The organism is Nostoc sp. TCL26-01 (assembly GCF_013393945.1).
Taxonomy (GTDB): Bacteria; Cyanobacteriota; Cyanobacteriia; order Cyanobacteriales; family Nostocaceae; genus Trichormus.
This window is the reverse complement of the sequence record NZ_CP040297.1, coordinates 2,642,196-2,665,333: the sequence shown is the minus strand read 5'-3', so window position 1 is coordinate 2,665,333 and position 23,138 is coordinate 2,642,196. Positions and strand designations below refer to the sequence as shown.

Here is a 23,138-nt window from a genome sequence, read left to right as displayed (position 1 = left end):
ACCGAAAACCAGAAATATGCGCTTTTTTTGGGTTTGGATACATCCTATAGGAAGATGCGATCGCCTAAACATAACAGGTAGATTATTGCGGGATGTTGTTATGCACTGGATTTATAAAAAGGTTTGGTGGTGAGCCAAACCTTTTTTCTTTAGTATCTTTGAGCTTTTGCGGAATTTGCCAACATTGCCCGCGCTAATTTCCCCTCAAAGAGTCCAGAGGCCAGACTTTTGAGTTTTGAGAATCGGTCAATTCAACTGAAACTGCAATGTTCTAGTTGTCACATTACCAGCCAGATCGGTAGCAGTCAGAGTCAGAAAATAAGTATCATTCGCTAACCCTGATAAATTCAGTTCTTGATTGAATTCGCCAGCTTGATTAACACTCACAGGTATTTGATTACCTCCACCCACTTGATAAGTGAAACTCGCAATACCTAAGCCAGTATCTTGGAGTGTTCCTTGTAATCTAGCTCCACGCTGTAACTGAGAATCGTCAACAGGACTAGTAACGTTCAGTACAGGTAAACTAGTATCAACTTGCCATGTAAATGTAGATGGCAAACTGACATTGCCCGCAGCATCAGTAGCTTTGACTGTCACTTGTTGCACGCCATCAGTGAGAGTGGTTGTTTTTATCTGCCAAGTTCCTTGAGAGGGTATTTGTCCCAGAATGCCATTTTGATTAGAGACTTCAATCAAAGTGGTGACTTCTGCTTCTCCCTTCACAAACGGGGTATTGACATTGAGTTTATCTACACCAAGATTTGTGGGAGCCGAGGGTGCTTGAGTATCGAGGGTAAAGTTAACAGCAACGTTGGCAACTTCTTGCCAAACATTTACTGCTTTGATTTGTAAGGTGTAGCTACCATCGTGCAAATCTTCGCCATTAATCTGAGCTAATGCCTGACGATTTAGGACAAAACTGCCATCGGGTTTGAGCTGAGACAAGATATCCACAAAATTATTGTTGGCTAACAGACTAGCTTGCAGTTGGACAATTGGTGTTAAAGATGAGAGCCTACCAGTCACTCCCACATCAGTAGTGATGCCATCCTGTTGACTGATACCTGTGTCATTAACTAAAGCTGCTTGCAATTGAGGAACGGCACTACCAAATACACCAGTATTTTGAGCATAGGTTGATAATTGCTGACCCAAGGTTGTAGTTTGCCAATTTTTGCCTGGGGCAATTAAGCTAGACAGAGCCACTCCTTTAACGGCAGCACCTTGAATTTGGAAAATAAAGTCGTTGTAATCTCTGTCAGAGGAACCATCTAAGCGGGCATCTTCAAAGCCGAAGACACCACCATTGAAGTTACCTGAATCTAGCTGCCCCATTTGAGTTAAACCGTTGGGGTTAGCGGCCGAGATCGAGAATAAAGGACGCTTATCGCCAGTAATTGCGGGATTATTGAACACTTCTTGCACTCTGCCGTTAGGAATAAAGATTAAGGCAAATCTTGCTCCTGGCTTGAGTGAAACTGTTTTCGGCCCTGCATAAGTACCATCATTTCTGTCAACTTCTCCTAGTTGACCAGAGAATTTTGCTCCTTGAGTGGCATCAGAGATGACAACATAGCCTAATTGTGAGGCAGTTAAGGCTCGACGGGCAGCTTCTTTAATAAAGTTCGTGGAACCAACAACTAAGGTTTCCATGCCTTCTAGGCTGAAAATAGCCAGTTCGCCTTTATTACCGCCACCGTCAGCTAAAAAGTCTACAGTTACTTGCCCAGAGGAATTCACAATAAAGGTTCCGGCTGGTGAGGAATTGACGGTAACTGGTGGTGCGGGAGGAGTGACAACAGGCGGCTGATTGGCGGAGTTAACTGTGACAGTTAAAGTATCACTAGCTACACCACCATCATCGTCAGTAATTGTCAGGGTGACGGTGTAAGTGCCACTTTGAGTATAGGTGTAGATGGGTTTGAGAGTGCCGATCGCCTTCACACCGTTGCCAAAATCCCAAGCAATAGTTTGCGTGTCTAAAGTGCCAACATCGCTAAAGCTGCCAGCAAAGGTGAGAATGTCGCCTTCTTTGATAGTGCGATTAATGCCAGCATCTACTGTCGGGGCAACGTTGTTGACTGTGATGGTTGTGCTGTTAATCCCCTTACCACCATCGTTATCAGTGACTGTTGCTGTAATGGTGTATTTATCTGGACTTGTACCAGCAACATCATCTAAATATTGATGGGTGGCTGTAAATGTGCCTGTGGAGAGATTGACTGTAGCATTACTGGTACTACCATCGCCCCAATTGATCGTTGCGGTTTGGGTATCTCGTGAACCAACATCAGTAAATGTGCCGTTCAGGGTGACTGAGCCATTTTCATTAATCACTGGCGCGCTGAGATTCAGGCTGGTGATGAGGGGGGCAACATTATTGACTTGCACAGATGTGGTAGCGATCGCACTCACGCCGCCATCTTTGTCGGTGGCTGTGGCTGTAATGGCGTATTTGCCTGTGGGCAGGTTGTCCAGATAGGTATGAGTTGCGGTGAAGGTGTGGGTAGTGGAGTTGACACTGATATTAGTAGTTGTACTGCCATCTCCCCAAGCGATCGCCACTGTATGAGTATCGAAAATACCTGGGTCAGAAATGATGCCAACTACGGTGGCTAGACTATTTTCATCGATATTGGCACTGGTTAATCCTAAGCCTGTAATTGTTGGTGCGGCGTTAGTGACGGTGACGGAGACATTGCCAGAACTGCTACCGCCGTCTTTGTCGGTGATGGCTGCACTGATGGTGTAATTGCCAGTTGAAGGATTATCGAGATATTGGTGTGCCAGGTCGAAGTTAGTAGTACCTGCGGCAAAATTAAAGGATTCAGCCGTCGAACCATCACCCCAATTGACTAATAAACTAAAGCTATCTGCTGTACCAGGGTCGATGATGTTGCCAGTGAAGCGAGTGATACTGCCTTCACTAACTGTTGTCGTCGCCAAGGATTGTATGGTGGGTGCGACGTTGCTGACTGTGACCGTCTTCGTGGTGCTATAAGTGCCATTATTATCGATCGCTTTAATCGATATCACCTTGTTGCCGTTGTCGCTAAAGCCATGAGTCAGGCTTTGGGTAGCACCGTTAAAGGTTTCGATTGTGCCATCGTTCCAGTCAACCTGCCATTGGGATACAGTGTCGTTGCCGGGGTCAGTCGCACTCAAATTCAGGGTATAGTTAGCACCTTCAACTGCCGTATTATTACCAGTGACAATTAAGGTGGGTGCAACTTCATTGACGGTGATGTCGGTGAATAATTCACTAGTGCCACCATCCTTATCTTTAATCACAGCCCGCACTCTTCTAATACCACTGTCTTTTAAGAACCCTGTGGGAACTGATACGGAGGATTGAGTGCTATCAGTGGTTTCAAATGTGCCATCGTTATTAAAGTCATAGCTGTATGTGAATCCTGCTGTTGTATCAGCCAAGGATGGATCTAGCTGGTTGCTAAAGGAGACGGTAGCATTACCACCTTCATTGACAGCACCACTGTTAGTGAATGTTGCTGTCGGGGCAGTGTTACCGACAATTAGAGTCACTGGGTTAGATATCACCTGGGTTGAACCGTAGGCAACGCGGACACGGACGTTATTGAAAGTACCGTTATCTCTAATCAGGTTGGTGGGGAGATTTTGGAGAGTTGCCCAAGTGACAATCGGTGCTTTACCAACTGCATCACCATAGACACCATCACCGTTGATATCCCACTGATAATCTGTGGGATTGCCATCAGCCGTGGCATTTAGTTGTAGGGATGCGCCTTCGTTGATGCGATAGGTTGTACCGGCACTGATTTGAGTGGCTGTAATTGATACAGCTATGGTTTTAGTGGTGGTTGAGGCTACATTGGGTGTAGAGTCGTTATCGACGGCAGCCACAGTGATTTGGGGATTACCGGGGGTGGTGAAGATATGAGTTGCCGAAGTTACACCACTACCATATTTTTCTACTGGTGTGCCATCGCCCCAGTTAATTTGCCATTCTAAAATGCGATCGCTCGCTGCTGGATCACTTCCACTGAAGCTCAGGGTGTATGGTGCGCCTACATTGACGCTGTTGTTGCCTGTCAGGGTGAGCGTCGGGTTAGTGTTGGCAATAATTAATGTGGTGGACGCTGTGCTAAATCCGTTGGTGTTGCTGGCTTGGACGGCAATTCTATATGTGCCATTGTTATTGAGGTTGAAATCTTGCAATTGACTCCAACTCAGGTTCACCGTACTGCCTGTGACATCACCAAATCGTCCGTCTCCATCAATATCCCACAGGATATTTTGTTGAGCGATCGCCCCGCCCAAAGGATTAATCACATTCGCCGTCAAGGTGGCTGATTGTCCCTCATTAATTTGATAAGGCGTACCCGTAAAGGTAATCACTGGCGGAGCGATAATTACAGTATTTTCGATGGTGTCGTATGTGACTGTGCCTCTACCAATCACGTTAATTGTGCTGGCACTGCCTTGCGTAAAGAGACGATTTTGTGGGTCAAAGACTAGAGTATCTCCAGGATTGGTGGTGGGATTGTTGCCCCGGACAATTGTGGTTGCGGAAGTCGGCAGGTTGCCACCAGCAACTCTGATGGTATCTGCGCCTTCACCACCTAAGACTTCGATTCTACTATTCTCTCCTGTTTGTTCGATGGCGATCGCATCATTGTTGGCATCACCATTCACTGTGATATTAGTGCCGGCTCTTGTAGAACGCAATAAGGCTTGGTCATCTCCAGTACCAAGGTTGACTACAGTCGTAGTACTTGCGTCATCTAATACCACAGTGTCGTTACCGCCATTGGTATTAATCGTGGTGGTGGCGACTGGGGAAGTAGGCGCATTTTGCAGCTTGATTGTATCGTCACCGCTAGCAGTAGTCACACTCAAGGCTTCAATACCGTTAAATGTCGAGATCAGGTTGCTGGGTGCAGGTAAAGTGGTGTTGTTATCAAACGCGACTACACCGCCACTGAATCCAGTTTGTCCCAGGCTGCTGGCGTAGGTTTTATTGTTGAGGGTAAAGATACTGCTGGGAGCTTTTAAGCCTGTCGTACCGCCAATATTGTTACGCAGGACTTGGACAAATTGCAGTTTGCCTGTGGTGGCGTTGCGAAGGAAGACAGATATGGCATCACTGGTAGCAGCAGTTGCTAAAACATACTTGCCATCACTGGTAATAGTGACATCATTTGCACCCACTAGCCCTCTGACCCCAGCGACACCGTTTTCTTGTTTTTCCACAAAAGTCAGTTGGTTGGTCACCAAATCTCGTTTAAATACCGCCAGGCTATTGCCATCTTGACCTGTGACGTAGACAAATGTGTTGTCAGTACTGGAGGTAATGCCACTGGCTCCATCTAGTCCCAGTCCTGCACCAGATAGGGTCTGGACTACAGATAAATCGCTGGCTCTGATGACTAAGAGAGTGTCTTGTAAACGGCTAGCTGCGTATAACACAGAACCATCTTGACTGACAGTTAGGTTACTTAATGTATTGATGTTATTCAGATTGACAGTAGAGGCAGCTTGTGTTAAGCCTCCAGTGCTGGCATTGCGAGTGTAGGTGACGATGCTGTTAGCACTGCTGCCATATACCCTTGTACCATCATTGCTGATTGTGACTGAATTGAAAGCAATTGACCCGACTGCTGTGGAGAAGGTGAGATTTCCCGTAGTTGTGTTTCTGGTGAAGATAGACAACCGATTGTCAACCGGGCTAGTAACATAAACATGATTGCCATCTTTGGCGATCGCAATATCGCTAGCACTAGCTAAACTGTTCACATTATCTAAGTTGTCTTTAAACAACTGACGTTGAGATAAATCGTTAGCATTAATTGCCACTAGCGCATTATCAACAGCACTGACACCATAGATTTGTTTGCCGTCGTTGCTGACAGTAATAGATTGCAAGCCGCTTAAATTCGGTGTCGTCGTCAGGTTGGGACGAGTGGCGCGGATGTAAGCTACTTGGTTACTAATTAAGGTTTGGTTAGTAATCGCCGTAGTTGTGTTAGCAACTGCACTGCTAATAGCAGCATTGACTGTGATGTTACCTGTATTCGACGGTACTAAGGTTGCCCAGATTTTGCCGGGATTGATTCTGCTCAAAGTTGAAGCTACACCTGTGCCTACACCTGTGCCACCAAATCGCGTATCAGTTAAGAATCCACCTGTGAGCAAACTAGTTGCAGACCTGTTGATACCTAGTGTTGGTGCATCCAAAACGTTATTAGTCAAGTTAATGAACAAGACCATATCGTAATTGGTGTAGTCAGCCGAGTAGTCAGCAGAATTAAGTTTGATGGGGCCGAGATTTAAGCGATAGACTGCGGCTAAAGCATCAGCATCTGGGGCATCTTTGGCTGTTGTATTCAAGTTGTAGTCTAAGTCACTAGCATTGATACCATTCAATAACCCGTAGATATCTGCACCACCTTGGAGTCCGGCAATTAGTGGAGTCAAAACATTATTGACAAAGGGGTTAGCTTTATTCTGTCCACCTTGGTTATTGAACAGATTAGTACCTGATTGAGTGAAGCCACCAGGTAGTGATCCACTATTCACATTACTGCCATAAATAAAGCGTCCATTACCACCAATCTGAGAGCCGTTACCACCCCTGGTACTAACAATTGCATCCCTTAATTGGATGTTTGTGCCGAATAACTTGATTGTGCCGCCAGCGCCGCCAGCACCACGACCACCGTTGCCACCATTGCCACCATTGCCACCACTACCACCATATCCACCTTCGCCACCACTACCACCATTACCACCTTTGATAATGCCGCTATTTGCGCCATCGGTTCTACCAGTATTTTGGCTATTATTCCGGTTGTTATTTCTGGAGCTATTATCGGCAGGGTTTCCACTTGTGGTAGTAGAAGGTATTGGATCTTGAGCATTACCTCCGTCGGCTTTGAAGTTGATGTTACCGTCAAGTAAGATGCGACCTTGTGCCAGAATTTCTAACGCACCACCGCCAGCACCACCAGCAGTACCGGAACTGCCTGTACCGCCCTTGCCGCCATTGCCACCTCTACCACCGTCACCACCACGGCCGCCATCACCACCTTCGAGGATGACAGGCACGATAAAAGCCACATAAGAGCCGTTGCCGCCACCGCCGCCGCCGCCACCACCGCCACCGCCGCCGCCACCAGCGCCACCAGAACCGCCGCCACCACCAGAAGCACCACCACCACCGCCACCGCCGGAGATAGTGAGTCCAGTACCAGTATTTGAGCCTAATAAACCGTTATTCCCATCAGTGCCTCGATTGCCTGGGCTACCACTCAGTCCAGAGCCACTCGTTGACGTACTAGTCCCTTGTGAACCAGGATTACCATTCCCACCGGAGGTGAAATCTCCACCACCACCACCAGTGCCGCGTGTACCACCTGTACCTCGTGTACCACCCGTAACTCCACCAATACCAGCAACTCCTGAGCCACCAGCACCACCGCTAGGAGTACTACTATTGATGCCATTACCGCCACTGGAGCCAGCATTCCCCACTCCACCACTGGAAGTACCTGAACCACTAGTACCATTTGTACCTGTTGTGCCACTAGAGCCACTGCGAATTGTGATTGAGACACCACCACCAGGCCCATCACCACCATTGCCGCCAGTACCGCCAGTACCGCCAGTACCACCATCAGAACCAGTACCACCAGTACCGCCAGTACCAGCACTACCACCACCAACGCCTGCTGTCGTATTCACGGCTGAGAAGTCAAACACTACTCCATTGCCCACGGTGACATCATTGCCAGCAAAAATAGAGAGTCCATTGGAGCCAACACCTGAGACTGCTGCACTATTAGCAAAGCTGATGTCACCGGCAAATCTGAATTGGGTGATGCCGTTGGCACTGGAAGTAAAGAGGTTAAAGGCAGAAGTTGTTAATAAGACGTTGCTGAAAGCGGAACTGTCAAAATAGGTCTGTCTTATGCCATTGGTATAGCGAGTTTCGTAAATGCCATTTTTATTGGTATCAACAAAGATAATGGAATTACTTGTATCGAACCTAACATTACCAGTGAGATTTAGGACAGGGATGGTGGCACTAGGTTCTGTACCAGGAGTGGGATTACCAAACAAATCACGAGCGACGATGTTATCGACTAAAGCCACACCAGGATTCCATCTCAGAGATGTAATGCCAGAAAAATTGGTGGGTAGAGTCACAGTTGTCAAGCTACTGTTGGCAGCAACGGTGTAATTGTAGGTAGCTGTGCCGCCGTTTAAAGTTGTGCCTGTAAAGGTAATAGCTTGGGCTGTGGCTGTGGGGTTAGCTAGCTGGAGTGAATAAACACCAAAGCCTGCGCCAGTATTGGAGGTTAAGGTGAAAGTATCACCGCTAGCTGTCACCTTAGCTGCCGAGCTAATGGTATCATCTCGGAGGAGATTACCAGTACTGGTGAGGGTAAAGCCCGCTTGGCTAAAGGTTCTCGCACTGTTGTTCACCAATGAGTCGAAATTAATCACGGCATCATAGTTAGCAAAGATACCCGAACTCTTCGGTACTAACACTACTTGCCCAGAGGTTAAATCGACTCGGTTGCCATTAATTACGCCGTTAACATTACCAGTTGTCGTGGTGACGAGGTTGAGAGTGTCGCTTTGTGTGCCGCCCAGGATGCGAGTTAAAGCAGCCCCTTGAGTATTAATCACATTAAAGCTGACATTAGAAGGTGCGATCGCTGCGGCTACTGTGGCCCCATCGGTAATTGTCCAGTTGATCGCGTTGGTGGTGTTTTGGGTATTATCAACGACTAGGTTGTCTACGTCTAGGTTGAGTTTGGTAAAGGAGTTGGCTACTGGTACACCTCTAATTTCTACTGTCACCGTATCTTGCTCACTGCCACCAGTAATATTGGTATCCGTACCGATGCTGGTAATCTTAATGGCATCATCACCACCACCACCATTGACGGTAATTGCTGTGTTGGCTAGGGTGTCATTGATGGTGACTTGGTCGTTACCACTGCCCAGCTTAGTTTCTACTGATTTCAAGTTGGTAAAGGTAATGTCACCAGTGGTGAAGTTTTGCGCCACACCTTGATTGGCAACTGTGCCATCTTTAATTAATCCATTGGTAATGGTTCTAGTGGTGTTGGCAAGATCGATAATTAGTTTGTTGGTTCCGGTAGCATCACCGTTGACACTCAACGCACCACCCAGATTATTGACGGTAACTGTGTCGTTACCACCAGCAGTATTGATAGTGATCGCACTCTGAGAGTTGATAATGTTGACGGCATCATCACCACCATTGCTATTGACGGTGAGGTTTTGCGTCGCATTTTTGATGGTTAATTTATCGTTGCCTGCACTCTGGCTGAGGTTGACGTTGTTAAAGGCTTCGTATTCCACCCTGCCTGTGGCGTTGGCGCTTGTCAGGACATCGCGGTTGTTGCCTAAAGTATCGATGGTGAGATCGCTTTGAGCAGTTGAGTTAATATTCAGGGTCTTATTACTACCTGTGCCACCTTGTAACAATACGCGAGCCGAAATCCGGCTGAGGTTGTCCCCAACTGTAATAATATTTGCACCTTGACCACCATTGACAATGGTTTCGGTATTTGCTCCTGCCACTGTCAGTTCATCAGCAGCATTACTTAGATTGAGGTTAACTTTTTCCAGTCCACCAAAACTAATCCCTCGACCAGCATTAACTACAGTTTGGTCGGTGCTACCCATGCCTAAGCCAGTCAGTCGCCCATTATCCAGGACACCTTTATTGGCTACAGTATCGCCAGTGTCATTGATGTTGAGAATATCGTTCCCTGCATCGCCCTGGATGGTGAGCAGTCCATTGATGGCATTGAGTTGATTGTTATTGCCGACGTTGATAGTGTCATCACCACCACCAGTGTTAATTACTGCTTCTGTGCCGTCTTGGGTGCTTTGAACGTTAAATGTATCTGCACCAGTGCCTAGCAGTACTCTCAAGGTTTCAATTCCTGTGTACTGCACCCCAGCAGTCATGCCTAAGCCAGTGACTTGAGTATTGGTGAGATTGCCTGTATTGACTTTGGGATCTCCAGAGTCATCCAGTTCTAACAAGTCGTTACCTGTGCCGCCTTGAATGATGACTTGTCCCAGGAAATCATCTAAGAGTCCGGTGCTATTGCCGGTTAATGTGGCTTTGCTACCCAGGAAGATTTTGTTATCACCGCCGCCAGCGTTAATGGTGATGGTGCTGTTGCTGCTACTCTTAGTGAGAGCGATCGCATCTACATCGTCTCCTGTATTAATCTGGACTGAGGTAGCAATCAGTTGACCATTGAGGGTTAAGTTCGCTCCCTGTCCGGCATCTACGGTTCCAGAGTCAGCGTTAATCGTTACTTGAGTCTTACCTCTGATTTGACTATTCGCTGCCACAGTCACGTCATCACCGACATTCAGGGTAACAGTGCCAGCATCAGCACTGATAATTGCCCCATTGAGCAGTGTTAGGTTTTGTCCACCATTAACAGCGTCAGGAATGGTGAGGGTGATATTGCCAGTCGTAGAGTTGACTTGAGCAATACTGAATCCACCAGTGCCGACGTTACTGAGATTAATATTAGTTTGAGCGATCGCACTTAAGCCTGTACTGGTGTCAGTGACGGTAATTTCTAGGGCATCAGTATCTGAGCCGATGCTGCCAGTTTGGGAGGTGAGGGTAACTTTTTTGCCGCTAATATCAACGCCTGTGGTGTTGCCATCGAGGATAGAACCGACGGCATTGAGTGCGACATCACCTGTGGTGGAGATCACTTGTTTGATGGTTAAGTCACCACCGGTTAAAGCATCGACGAAGATGCTATTTTTCGCCGTAGCCAGCAGAGTTGTCGGCTTAACGGTAATCTTCCTTGTCGTTGTGCCAATGACACCGTTATCAGACTGGAGTGTGACGGCGGTGGACTCAATCGATTTGCCCGTGTTGGGTGCGAGAATGTCACCGCCATTGTTAATTATTGATGTCGTGCCAAATTTATTTTTGATGTCCCCTGACAGGTTGACTTTAGATGTGGCAGAGGTGTTAGTATTGGCGATCGCAATAATGGTTGCTCCTGTGCTACTGGTAGTAGTGGGGGTGAAACCAGATTTAACTGGAACAGCGATCGTGATATTAGAAGTTAATTGACTGGAGTTATTGAGAACGTCGATGTTATTGATCGTTAAATTCTTGCTGGAACGATTAATAATATCTACACGATCAAAGGTGGTCACAAAGTCAAACTTGGGACTGCCTTTGAGTTCGCCTTTTCTGGTGTTGCCGTCATCGTAGGTAGAACTGATGATGGAGAATTTGACTGAACCAGATAGACTACCGGAATTTTGGATGTTATCGACAGTGATATCTGTGGCGGTTTGAGTGAAGGTGACATTCTTTTGCTGCACCACATTACCATTGGCATCAATCTCTAACACTGGAGCCTTAGCACTAAATACAGTGACAGTTGAGTTAAAGTCGATGGTACGCAGCAAGGTTAAAACTGGATTTGCTTTTGCACTACCAGTGTCAATTTCTGCACCATCACGGCTAGAATCTGCTGTGAAGATCGGCGTTGCTGGAGCGTTTGCTTCCACAAACAATTCAAAGGTGCTAATAACTGAACCAGCTTTGGCGTTGACAGTAGTACTGGTGTTGAGATTGGTATTGGTAGTTACATCTGTGTTGCCGCCTAAACTATTACCTTCACCACGGGCGTAACTTTGGGTATCGAGGTTATCTTGTTTAGCCCCGATGGTGACTTTATCTAGACCACGAATATTGGCTTGCTCTAGGATATTCACCGTGACATTACTGGTGGTGTTATTCGTGGCGGTTGTGTAGACACCAGTACCTAAGCCATAAGCTTTAGCAGAGAGTTCTGCCTTGGTGATAATCTTTTGTACATCTGCTCTGACGACGACGTTGCTGGCGTTGAGCGTCCCGTTAACAGATGTGGTCGTGTTGGCTGTCAGGTTGGTATTATTATTGGCACGAGTATCTACACCCAGACCACCGTTAGAGACAGTAGCTTTATTTGTGCCATTAGTAGTCTGGGTCTGTGCCTGGACAGTCAAGTTATTTTTAGCCTTGATGCTGGCGCTGTTCCCGACATTGGTGGCAGTTTGATCGTTATAGGTGAGGTCAACATCTGCTCTAGAGACATCAATGACAGCGCCGCCTTCTCGATTGGCGATGACTTCGCCTTTATTAATCGAGTCGGCTAGGAGTTGGAAATCGCCAGCGCTCTCAATGACGACATCATTGCCAATCACGGCATTGTTGGTGGTGGTAATATCAGTGCGAGCTTTGATAATGCCTGTACCCAGTACACCACCGGAATCACTGATGCCATTAGCGCTGGCTTCGTTATTGACTCTGGATCTCAAGACAATGTTGCCGATGGCTTGGAGATTGCTGCTATTACCTACCCCGACACCAACAGTAGCAGTAGAGTTAGCTTTGGCTAATGCACCTGTACCTGCCAGTAAAGCACCAGCACTGGCATTACCTTTTGACTTGCTACTCTTAGCAATTAACGTGCCATCAGATTTGATGTTGTGCAGTGCCTCCACAATGACAGCACCACCGGCAATCAAGACGACACCAGAACTGATCGCGGCATTAGTTGTGGATGTAATATTAGCTTCTGGCTGGACGATACCAACTGTTACCCCTCCCGCACTGACTCCCAAAGAGTTAACATCAGCATCGGCTTGGGAGTTAGCAGAGATGTTTAAGTTGCCAGTAATCTTGAGATTTGCGCCACTGCCAACGGTAGCGGTAATTGTGGGATTAATTGTGGTTTGATTCACGTCCACATTTACACCCACAATGCCGGCGGTGACGGCTAGAGTCTCGGATTTAGCTGTGGTGGTGTTATTGGCGATGACTGAGACATTGTTGACATTCTGACCAACTGCTTGACCGATCGCTGCATTATCACCAATATAGGCGACAGTGGAACCACCAACAATCGACTTAGCGACGGCTGCACCTGCCGCTACTGCCCCGACTGTCGCCCCTTTGGCTTCTGTACTAATGGTGCGATCGCTTTCGGCTTTGACTATGAAATTATTGGCTTGATTAACTGTGATGCCTTCGTTGGCAGTGTAGGCTAGTTGGGTGCTGTTGTCGGTAATGATGGCAACTTGCGCCCCTAGTCCTACCCCTAATGCTCCTGTACCACCATAGGCGCGACTGGAAGCATAATTGGTGAATTTGGCATTGACGATAATATCTGCCCCGGCGGTGAGGATGGTTCTAGAATCTACGTAAGCGGTGGCTGCTTGACCGATGTTAATAATACCCACGGAACCGCCAGCACTGCCATATAAACCGAGAGACACACCACCGACTAATTGCCCGTAAGTCGCTGGATGGCTACCATCTAAATCGACAGTTTCAGTGGCAATGACGGTAATATTGCCAGTATTGGCTTTGATGTTGGCATTTTTGCCGATGTATGCAGTTGTGCCAGTGATGGTTGAATTAGCAGCCAGACTAACGGTAAAGGCAGAGCTATTCGCTTGATTTTTAGCTTTGGCGGCAGTTGTATCGTTGGTGTTATTACTTAAACCACTGATGCCGTTTGTCGGGCTAGTGATACCGTCAATAATTGCTTGCACGGGGCTGGTAGAGGAAGAGGCATCACTATTAGAGCCAGTGCCGATGTTAATTACGGAAACTGCCCCAGTAATAGCCGCACCGCCTGCCAAGCCAAAGGCAACTACAGTCGAGTCAATATTTTTCTTACCTGTTGCTTCGACATTGACATTGGTTTGAGCCGTCACTGTGCTGTTGTCACCGATGTAAGCAGCTACAGTATTTTTAACCGTGATCACGTCTACAGAAGCACTCACACCGACTTTGCCGCCAATGGCTGCGGAACCCACACCATTGTTGACATCGACGGTATCATTGGTAATGACTTTCACATCGCCAGTGGTGGCTGTGATATTAGAATTGCGTTTACTGCTGCTGTTAATATAGGCGCTAGTATTGCTATTGGTTTCCACCACCGAAACGCCACCGGCAATGCCCACCACACCACCACCACCGGCTGTGGCGATCGCATTAGACATTTTAGCTAGAGCATCGGCTTGCACTTGTACAGAACCCGTATTGGTGACAGCACCTTGCAGATATGCGCTGGTAGTATTGTTGATTAAAGACACCGCAAAGCTACCACCACCACCAACGACTAAACTACCGCCCAAAGCACCGCCATAGATTTCTAACTTGACTCCACTATTAGCCAGTACCTTGAGCGCGCCATTGCTGTTGATATTTGCATCTTTGATATAGGCTTCCGTCGTGGTGGCACTCTTCGTCCCTGCACCCACCCCGGCTGCACCGACATAACTACCAATGCCCAAGCCAACTGCGACAGTTTGCAGTTTTTCTCGACTGATGGCGTTAACTTCCACGTCTGTTGCGCCAAAGATTGCCGCATAGTTTGTCGTGTCGCTATCGCTAATATAAGCTCTGGTTTGGCTAGTAATCACAGATACAGGAATGTCTGCACCGATGCCCACATCACCGACACCCAAACTGCCGCCGAAGTTGCCAATGGTGGTATCATTGTGCGCTCTCACTTTCACAGATTTGCCTTGGTTGGCAGTACTATTAATATTCGAGTCGTCGATATATGCTTCGGTAATATCGTTAATCACTTCCACGACGATATTGGCCCCGATACCCACACTACCTCCGCCCGTTGGGGGGGCAACTCCGGCTGTGGCTGCATAAGTATTGACTATCTCGTTTGTTGTGGCAATGACTGAGAGTCCGTTGATATTTTCAGTGGTTTCCGTACCGTTCTCATCAGTATTCCATTTCTTGATGGAGATGGCAGTACCGTTACCCCTAGCACTCACACTAGACTTACCAGCAATGTAAGCCTTGGTTTTGTTATTGGTAGTGTTGACTACCACAGAGCCGCCAATGCCAGCCACTCCACCAACGGCTAATGTACCGGCGATCGCTCCAATGGTGTTGGTAGAATCAGCCAGGAGGGAAACGTTACCATCGACGTTGACTGTGGAGTTATTGATGAATGCAGAGACATTATTCCCCATCAAGTTGACGGCGATGGAACCCGCTACACCCGCCGTTCCACCACCGGCAATCCCTACTGCCAGTGTGCCAATAGTGGCGTTGGATGTGGCTGTGATGCCCAAGTTGCCGCTATTGGTGGTGTTGATGGTGGATCTGTCAACGTAAGCGTTAATTGTGTTATTAATTTCGTTATAGGCTAAGGCTACACCCACTCCGGCTGTGCCTACACCGATCGCTATTTGTCCTGAGAAGGATTGATTAGAGGAGGTGTCCTGGGCTTGAATATTAATGCCTTGGGTAGTGCTGATGTTACTGCTACCGGCAATGTGGGCATCTACAGTATTATTAATGCGATTGAGTGATAAGGAACCACCCAAGGCAAAAGTCCCCGCACCAGCCCCAGCCACGGTGAAGTTATATATCTTGGCACTGGATGTTGTGTTGACAGCAATTTGGGACGCAGAGATGATCCCTGCATTCCCTTCGGTGGTGGAGGTGGTGTCCAGACTACCAATGCGGGAAATCAGTTTATTACTAATTTCGTTGTAAGATATCGATGCGCCAATCGCTCCCCCACTGGGAGAAATGCCAATTCCGCCCGTACCAGAATTAGATTGGGAAGTGTCGTTGCTGAGGATACTTAATTTACCGCCGGCTGTCACCGATTGGGTTGCGGCAATGTTGGTGATTCTCGCATCGACACTATTGCGGAGGAAGTTGATTGATAGCGCCCCACCCAAGGCAAAGGCATCACCACCCGCACCACCGACTGTGACGGTGGTAATTTGGGAACTAAAATCGACAGGTAAGGCAATTGAGGTGATGCCAATATCGATTTGCTGGGCAATAAATTTATGAGCGTTGCCAGTACCGACAGATTTCAAATCAACGATCGCACCATTAGGTACAGATTCACCATTGGCGGCTTTAATGGCATAGTCGGAAGTGGTGGCAAGTTTAATCTTGTTATCGTCAACTTTCACCACGTAGTAAGTATTCCCTTCGCCTAAGCCATCAATACTTGTGCCACCTTTATTACGATAGACGATCGCCTGGCCGTTAGAGAAGCCATGAGCGCTGCCAAAGTCAATGACATCGGTGCTAAGGTTAACGTTTGTCGCTGGATTGAAGGTTTTTTCCGATGTACTCAGGGTGGGCTTGTCGGCTAAAGAATTGCTGGGGGCTTGGAAACCAGCCACGATGGAGAGGTTATTGCCGACGCTGACTTTCGAGTTATCGATGTAGGCGTTGATTTTATTCTTCGTTGTGGAGTTGCGATTAATGGCATTGGGATTAGCATAATCGAAACTGCCGCCAATAAAGTTATAGGCGATCGCTGCTCCCACTGCTGCCCCACCTAAAGATAAAGCGACTCCGCCGGAAATGGCATACAAAGCGGAGGTTTCTGTGGCTGTGATTGTCAAGTCTCCACCGACGACGACATCGGAGCTACCAGAAATATGGGCATCAATATTATTGGCGATGGAGTTCACCGTCAAAGAGCCACCCAGGGCAAATCCTTGCGCTCCTGCCCCACCAACAGAAACTGCTACCAGTAATGCACTATCAGTAGCGGTGATTTCTGTGGAGGTTGTGCCGCGAATGATGGAATTATCTACATAGCTCAGAAGACTATTTTGAATCAGGTTGTAACTAATTGATGCACCGACGGCAGCATTTTTACTGACAGCCACACCACCACTGATGGAGACAATCAAGGAGCTATCCAAGGCTTTGACGGTAATTGCCCCACCCGTCGTCACGCGAGAATTACTGGAAATGTGGCTATCAATGGTATTTTGAATGATATTGATCGATGCCGAACCTGCTCCACCCAAGCCACTCGCACCTGTACCCACCCCAATCCCCACAGTAACGCCTTGGATTTGGGCTTTAGAGTTGGCATTGACTGTCAAAGTCCCGGCTAAATTCAGGGTGCTGCCTTCCACATAACTGCGGACGTTACTTGCAGTTTGGTTGTAACCAACGGCTGCACCTACCCCGGCATTACTACCGACACCCAAAGCCCCACCAAGGGAAACAATCCAAGAACTATCCTGAGCAAACAAACTCACGCTAGCAGGGTTGGGGTCAGCATTATCATCAGTAATTGTCGAGTTTTTCACATAGGTATTAGTTTCGCCATCAATCAAGTTGACGGACACCATGCCGGCTAAACCGATACCTTCACTACCACCAGCTATCCCACCAGAGCCAGTAATGGCAATAATTCGGGGCGAGTCTGTGAAGAAAGCATCATTGGTGGCAGATAGAGCGATCGCTCCTTTTTTAGTGGTGAATTTGGAGTTTTCGATGTATGCTTTAGCTGTTGCCGGGTTATCATTTGTACCCAGGATATTCACAGCCACCGCTAAACCCACGCCGCCTTTACCACCAAAGCCAACTGCCCCAGCGATCGACCAAATTTGTCCTTGGTCTTTGGCAGTAATGGTTGCACCGTTCACCAAAATGAATTCCGAATTACCACTGGTATAAGCCTCTGTCTTACTCTGGATAATATTGACAGAGATGTTACCAGCGACACCAACGCCACCACCAGTACCACTTGTGGCACTCGAACCAGCCCCTGTCAGGGTGACAATAAAGCCTTTCTGCACGGCACTAATTGTCACTTGATCGGCAGTAACTTTTGCTCCACCAGTGACAAAAGCTTTAGTGTTATTAGTCACCAGATTCAGTGAAAAAGCCCCAGATATACCGACAGCAGTACCTTCTGGTTTATTGACAATAGATAAGGCTCCACTTGCACCAGCAATGACGGTTTGATCTGTACTATCCACAATCAAATCGCCATTATTGGTCAGCGTGACTATGGCATTGTCATTAATATAAGCCTGAGTTTTCGTGTTGACGATATTGATAGCGATATTCCCAGCTATCCCTAGTCCCGCACCTTGCTTACTGTCTGTCGCCGCTTGCCCTAATGATTTGTACTTATCTGCTGCGTCTTTTTTCTTCTTCAGATCAGCTTGAGCATTTTTAGTGTCCTTACCGGCATCATTTTCGTCCCAGAACAAATCTCTGGCATCCTTGAGCGCTGCTTCTGCTTCTGCTTTCTTACCCAGAACCTGATCAGCTAAAGAATCATTGACGATCGCCCCAGCTACAGTTAATGTACCCACACCACCTTGATTCAAGGCCTTGACTGTGACATCTCCGGCGGCGGTGACTTTAGCAGATTTAGTCCCGGCTGTACTATCTGTATCAGTAATTTCTTTACCAATAATGGCTTGAGTATCTCGACTGACGTTAAATACGCCAGTAGAAATCCCCACACCTGTCCCTGAGGCAAATTGCACTGCACCAACGAGGGTGATTTGAATGGTGTTATCATCAGCAGAGACATTGACTTTCCCACCGATAACTTCCGCACCACTTTCAATTTGGGCGATCGTCCGGTCTTTTTGATTCAATACCGAGAAACTGCCACTAACTCCCAATTTTTCCGCATCACCCCCGGCTTGGGCTAGCATCAGGGTGAAAATATCTGTCTTGGCACGGACATCTAAACCATCACCCAAGGCTCCTGTGTGGATTTTAGCTGCATCTTCAATTTTGGCAACCGTGGAGTTATCCATCACAGAAATGATAGCCGAACCACCAAAGCCTTTCTGGGCTTTATTCCCACTAAATGTGAAGGCTTCGCTAGGATCAGCTTTTTTAACTGCCTTGACAATCCCGTCTATATTTAAATCAAAGCTAATAATCCCTGTGGCATTCAGCAAAGTCATGCTAGTGCTGGCATTGACGAATACACTCTGAGTACTGGTTTGATAGAGAGGATTTTGATTGATTTTCGCACCAGATTTGATGGTGGCGTGGGAAACGTTGTTGTAAGTATTGATGCCAAAGGAGCCGGCAATGCCGATTGTCGGTTGAATGCCACCTTTAGTCGCATCAACTTTACCCTTGTTGCGGCTGGTGACAAAGGTATTCATAATGCGATCGGGAATACCTAGTTTACCGTCTAAGAAGACATCTCTGGCTAGGGTGACAACATTCGCCCCAGCTTGATCTCGGACTTTGGGATCATCTGAAGAGAAGTTAAATTTCTCAGCCGGAATGAACAAGAACGGATAAGTCAGCGTAGAAACGACTTTGACTGCCCCTCTGGCATCAATTTCCGCATTACTATCAACTACGGCATTGACAAGATTCTTGTAAATAGATACCCCCACCGACACAGAAACCGAAACCCCAGCTTCATCTTTACCTGTGGAAGTATCCACAATCATCTGCGTTTCTTGCTTCACCTGAGATGTGATTGTCACATCTTTATTAGAGAATAACCGGGCAGTACTACCGACTTTAGCCGTTGTCCCACTAGCTTGACCATCAACATCCGCCCCACGTTGTACCCAGTTCAAGCCTAATCCCGCACCAATGGAGAAATTGTTGGCGCTATCACTACCTGGTATGGCTTTGAGATTATTTTTGAAGTCAGCAAAATCAAACAGTTTGAAAGCACCGGCGGCTACATCACCATTGGCAATAATGTCTTTAATCTTCGGATTACTGCCTGTTTTGGCTGTGACACCAACTCGATCATTAGCCACTAAGTCGGCTAAAATTTCAATACCTTGACCCAGGTTTTCCGGTTTAGCCAAGGCTTGCTTAGTCGTACCAGCAGTTGCCCCTGTCGAGTTAATATCAATCGGTGTTGCATCCCTGGCTTGCACTTCACTATCTGCTAAACGGAAATGATTAGCATCAATCACCGAAATATAATAAGTATCGCCATCTTGTAAGCCCCCAATTGCTGTATCACCTGCCGTTACTTGGCGATTAATTCTCAGGTTATGGAATGCACCTGTACCACCGCCAGTTAAATCAATGGCTGTACCGACACTAGCATTGACTGGGGAGGTTGCTAGCTTAACTGTATTGTCGTCTACCTTGATGATGTAGTAGCTCACACCATTGGTTAAGCTGCCTGCTACCCCATTGGTTAATGTATTGATTCCTGTTCCTGGCTGTCCTAGATAGTCGGTGAGATAGATGACTTTATCACCTGTCTTCAAGCCATGAGACTCAATGGTGATGGTGTTGTTAGTGGCATTGACTGCCGTAGCCGGATCAAAGGTATTGTTGACTGATAAGTTTGTGGTGGTAGCAATTGTCCCATCCACGTTGTAAACTACTGCATCACCTGTCTGGAAACCATGATTATTTAGGGTGATGATATTATCCTTAACGGCATCGCCGGTGGGATTAAATAGTTTTGGTGCTTGGGTAAAGAGGATGGAACTTAAGGAGTTGGTGTTGGTGCTAGTGCCATCAGGCTTAACCAAATCAATCGCTATCGGTGTGGCGGCTGTAGCATCGGCTGTAGATGCGGCTAAACGGAAGCGATCGCTACTATCCTTGATGATGTAGTAGTTGACGTTATTGTTGGTTAAGGTGTTGGGTGTATCGCCTTCTTTGATATCCAGAGGATCGGCCAGCAGGCTACTGTAATTAACTTTCTGTCCTGTGACAAAGCCGTGGTTGACTATCTTAATCTGATTGGTATCGAAGTCAACATCTGTTTTGATGTTAAATTCCTTACTATCGCGCTTGCTAAAACCCTGCTGCGAAGTAGCACCTACGCCGGAATTATCTAGTTCTAAACCTAAAGCTTTGGCCAGCTGAATCGTATCTTTATCTTTAACTAAGACATAGTATTTTTCTTGGTCAGTCAAACCACCAATGGCAATGCCACCATTAGTAAAATATTGAATCTGCTGATCTGTTTTTAGACCATGATCAAGAATAGCGATCGTATCGTCAGTATTATTAACTTTAGTTAGATCAATTTCCTGATTGACCTCTTTCTTGCCGGCGGCAGTCAGTGTACCGTTGACTTGGGCAACTATATCACTGCGGTCAAAGTTCAAGCCAATGCCAATACCAGCATTACCATTGACAAATATATTAGTAGTGGCTTTGGCAACGTTACTAATTTTTCCTTTCGCTTTCACCTTGATGTTGCCTGCATCAGAGGTAATAGTGACATCTTGACCAATTGTGGCTTTGGAAGTCGTATTGGAGTTAGCAACGGCGATGGCGAATCCGAAATCTTTACCATCAACAGGCACAATCCCTAATATGCCTTCATTACCAAATACTCTAGCTGATACCTCGTCTTTAGTTGTGGCATCGGAGGTAATAGTCACTCCGCCTTTACCAATAATTTCTGTTTTATTAGTCACCCCAGTAGTGGCATTGACTACCCCTTGAATATCCACTTTTGCGGTAGTCTCTGCTTGTCCATAGGCGACGGCAAAACGAGAAAGCGGATTGATGGGGTTAACGCTGCTGATTGCTTGGACACTGCTGTCTACTTTAGTTGTGGCGGTGATAGTGACATCTGTGCTGCCTGTAATCTTAGCGCCGGCGATGGTGACAGTGGCACTGGCCGTGCGATACTGGAAGGAAGCAGGTAAGACGAAGTTAACTATTTGCGGCAGTAGTTGAGCAAAGGGTTTAATGACTACATCTTTTAAGTAAGCGGGTGCTAAATCGATCAGGCTGATATCAGCAGCCGTGGAAGTAATCGCAATTTTCCCACCCTTGATGATTGTCCCATCGCCGATGATGACGGAGATATTTTTGATGTTAACGCCATAAGGCTCAGAACCCAGACGTTTTTGCGTTTCATCGGCAGTAATAGTAATGTCGCCTGCGGCAAAACCAGTGGCTGCATCTGCCAGGATTTGCACCCCAGTTTTCAGTTCAATGTTTTCGCCCGTGAACTTAACAGCGCCAGCATTACCTGTGGGATTTGTGGTGGAAATAACTACGTTCTTTTCCACTGTAATCTTCTCGGCATCTACGGTTAAGGCTTTACCGAGTAGGTTGACACTAAAACCTTCAGCAAATGTAACTGTGTCAGCGATAAATAAGCCAGTGTCCAGAAAGCCATCGTCACCAGCACTGATGCCATTACCTTGACCATTAATCGTCAAACTACCCGTAAAGTTAGGATCAAGAGACTTAACAGTAATCGTGTCTTGTCCATCACCAGCATTAATGGTTAAAGAATTACTGGGATTGAGAAAAACAATACTTTCAAAGGTGCTATTACTACTCGATATTTTATTCTTGCCGCTAGCATCTTTTTCGATCACGATTTGATCGTTACCAGCAGTAGCATCAAATACGCGATCGCTCACAACTGTATTATCAACAATTGGCTCTAGCCCCGCATAGGTGATGAGTTTACTATCTAGCAAGATGGAGCCGGCATCGGGCGAAGTCGCGGTATAAACTGCACGGCTATAGTTGCCACCCTCGATCACCAGAGTATCAAATCCTCCGGTTGACCCATCAGCGATACCACTCAACTTGCCATTTTCTGAGAACACAAAGGTATCTTCATTATTTGCGGCTCCGGTTAGGTTCTCAGTATTACTAAAATTAACGCTATCAAAATTACCTGTATTTTGTCCTGTAATATTCCATGTAGTGTTAACGGCTGGGCCATATAATGTGTCTTGCCCTGCGCCACCATCAAAGGTCAGGATATTGCCATTTTGTTTTAAGGCAATGATTAATGAGTTATCCAGGTATAAACTATCGTTGCCACCCTGGAGATCAATTTTAATATTAATACCGGAAAAGGGATTTAAAACGTCATTTTGGGCTGTTAAAGAATTTAAATCGGTGAAAAAACTCACCCCATCACTGCTATAAGCTAATTGCTGATTTTCATTTAACTTCAGGTAAAGCTTATCAATGCGATCGCTCCCTGTGAAAGCTACCTGATTATTGTTCAGTTGTATTGTAAATGGATTGATACTCCCTGGGTCAGCAGGAGCAAGCGGATCTACACCAAACGCTGGGAAAGTGTTGGAATCGTCAACGAAGCCTACCATGTCTTGTTGTCCTGATATTTAGTTACAAGTAGCCTTTGTCATAGATAGGGAATGATCTTTCAACAAACACAGGGAACTGGGAACAAAAACTTGATATATGTTTTGTGAGATTCGTAACGGCCGAAAAACAAAATATTAATTTGCTTTGTTGAGGCTCATAAAACGATGCTCTACTCACTCAATAGATCAGCAAGCACATAAGCATAAAATTAAAC

The 23,138-nt window shown here is 46.7% G+C and carries 1 protein-coding gene; it reads right to left on the bottom strand.

What is annotated here, in order from left to right:
* Positions 1 to 246: 246 nt before the first annotated feature.
* Positions 247 to 22,923 (bottom strand): PKD domain-containing protein, encoded by a 22,677-nt coding sequence (locus FD725_RS11380; protein ID WP_179048241.1) that lies wholly within the window; start codon positions 22,921 to 22,923, stop codon positions 247 to 249.
* Between the last annotated feature and the right edge of the window lie 215 nt (positions 22,924 to 23,138).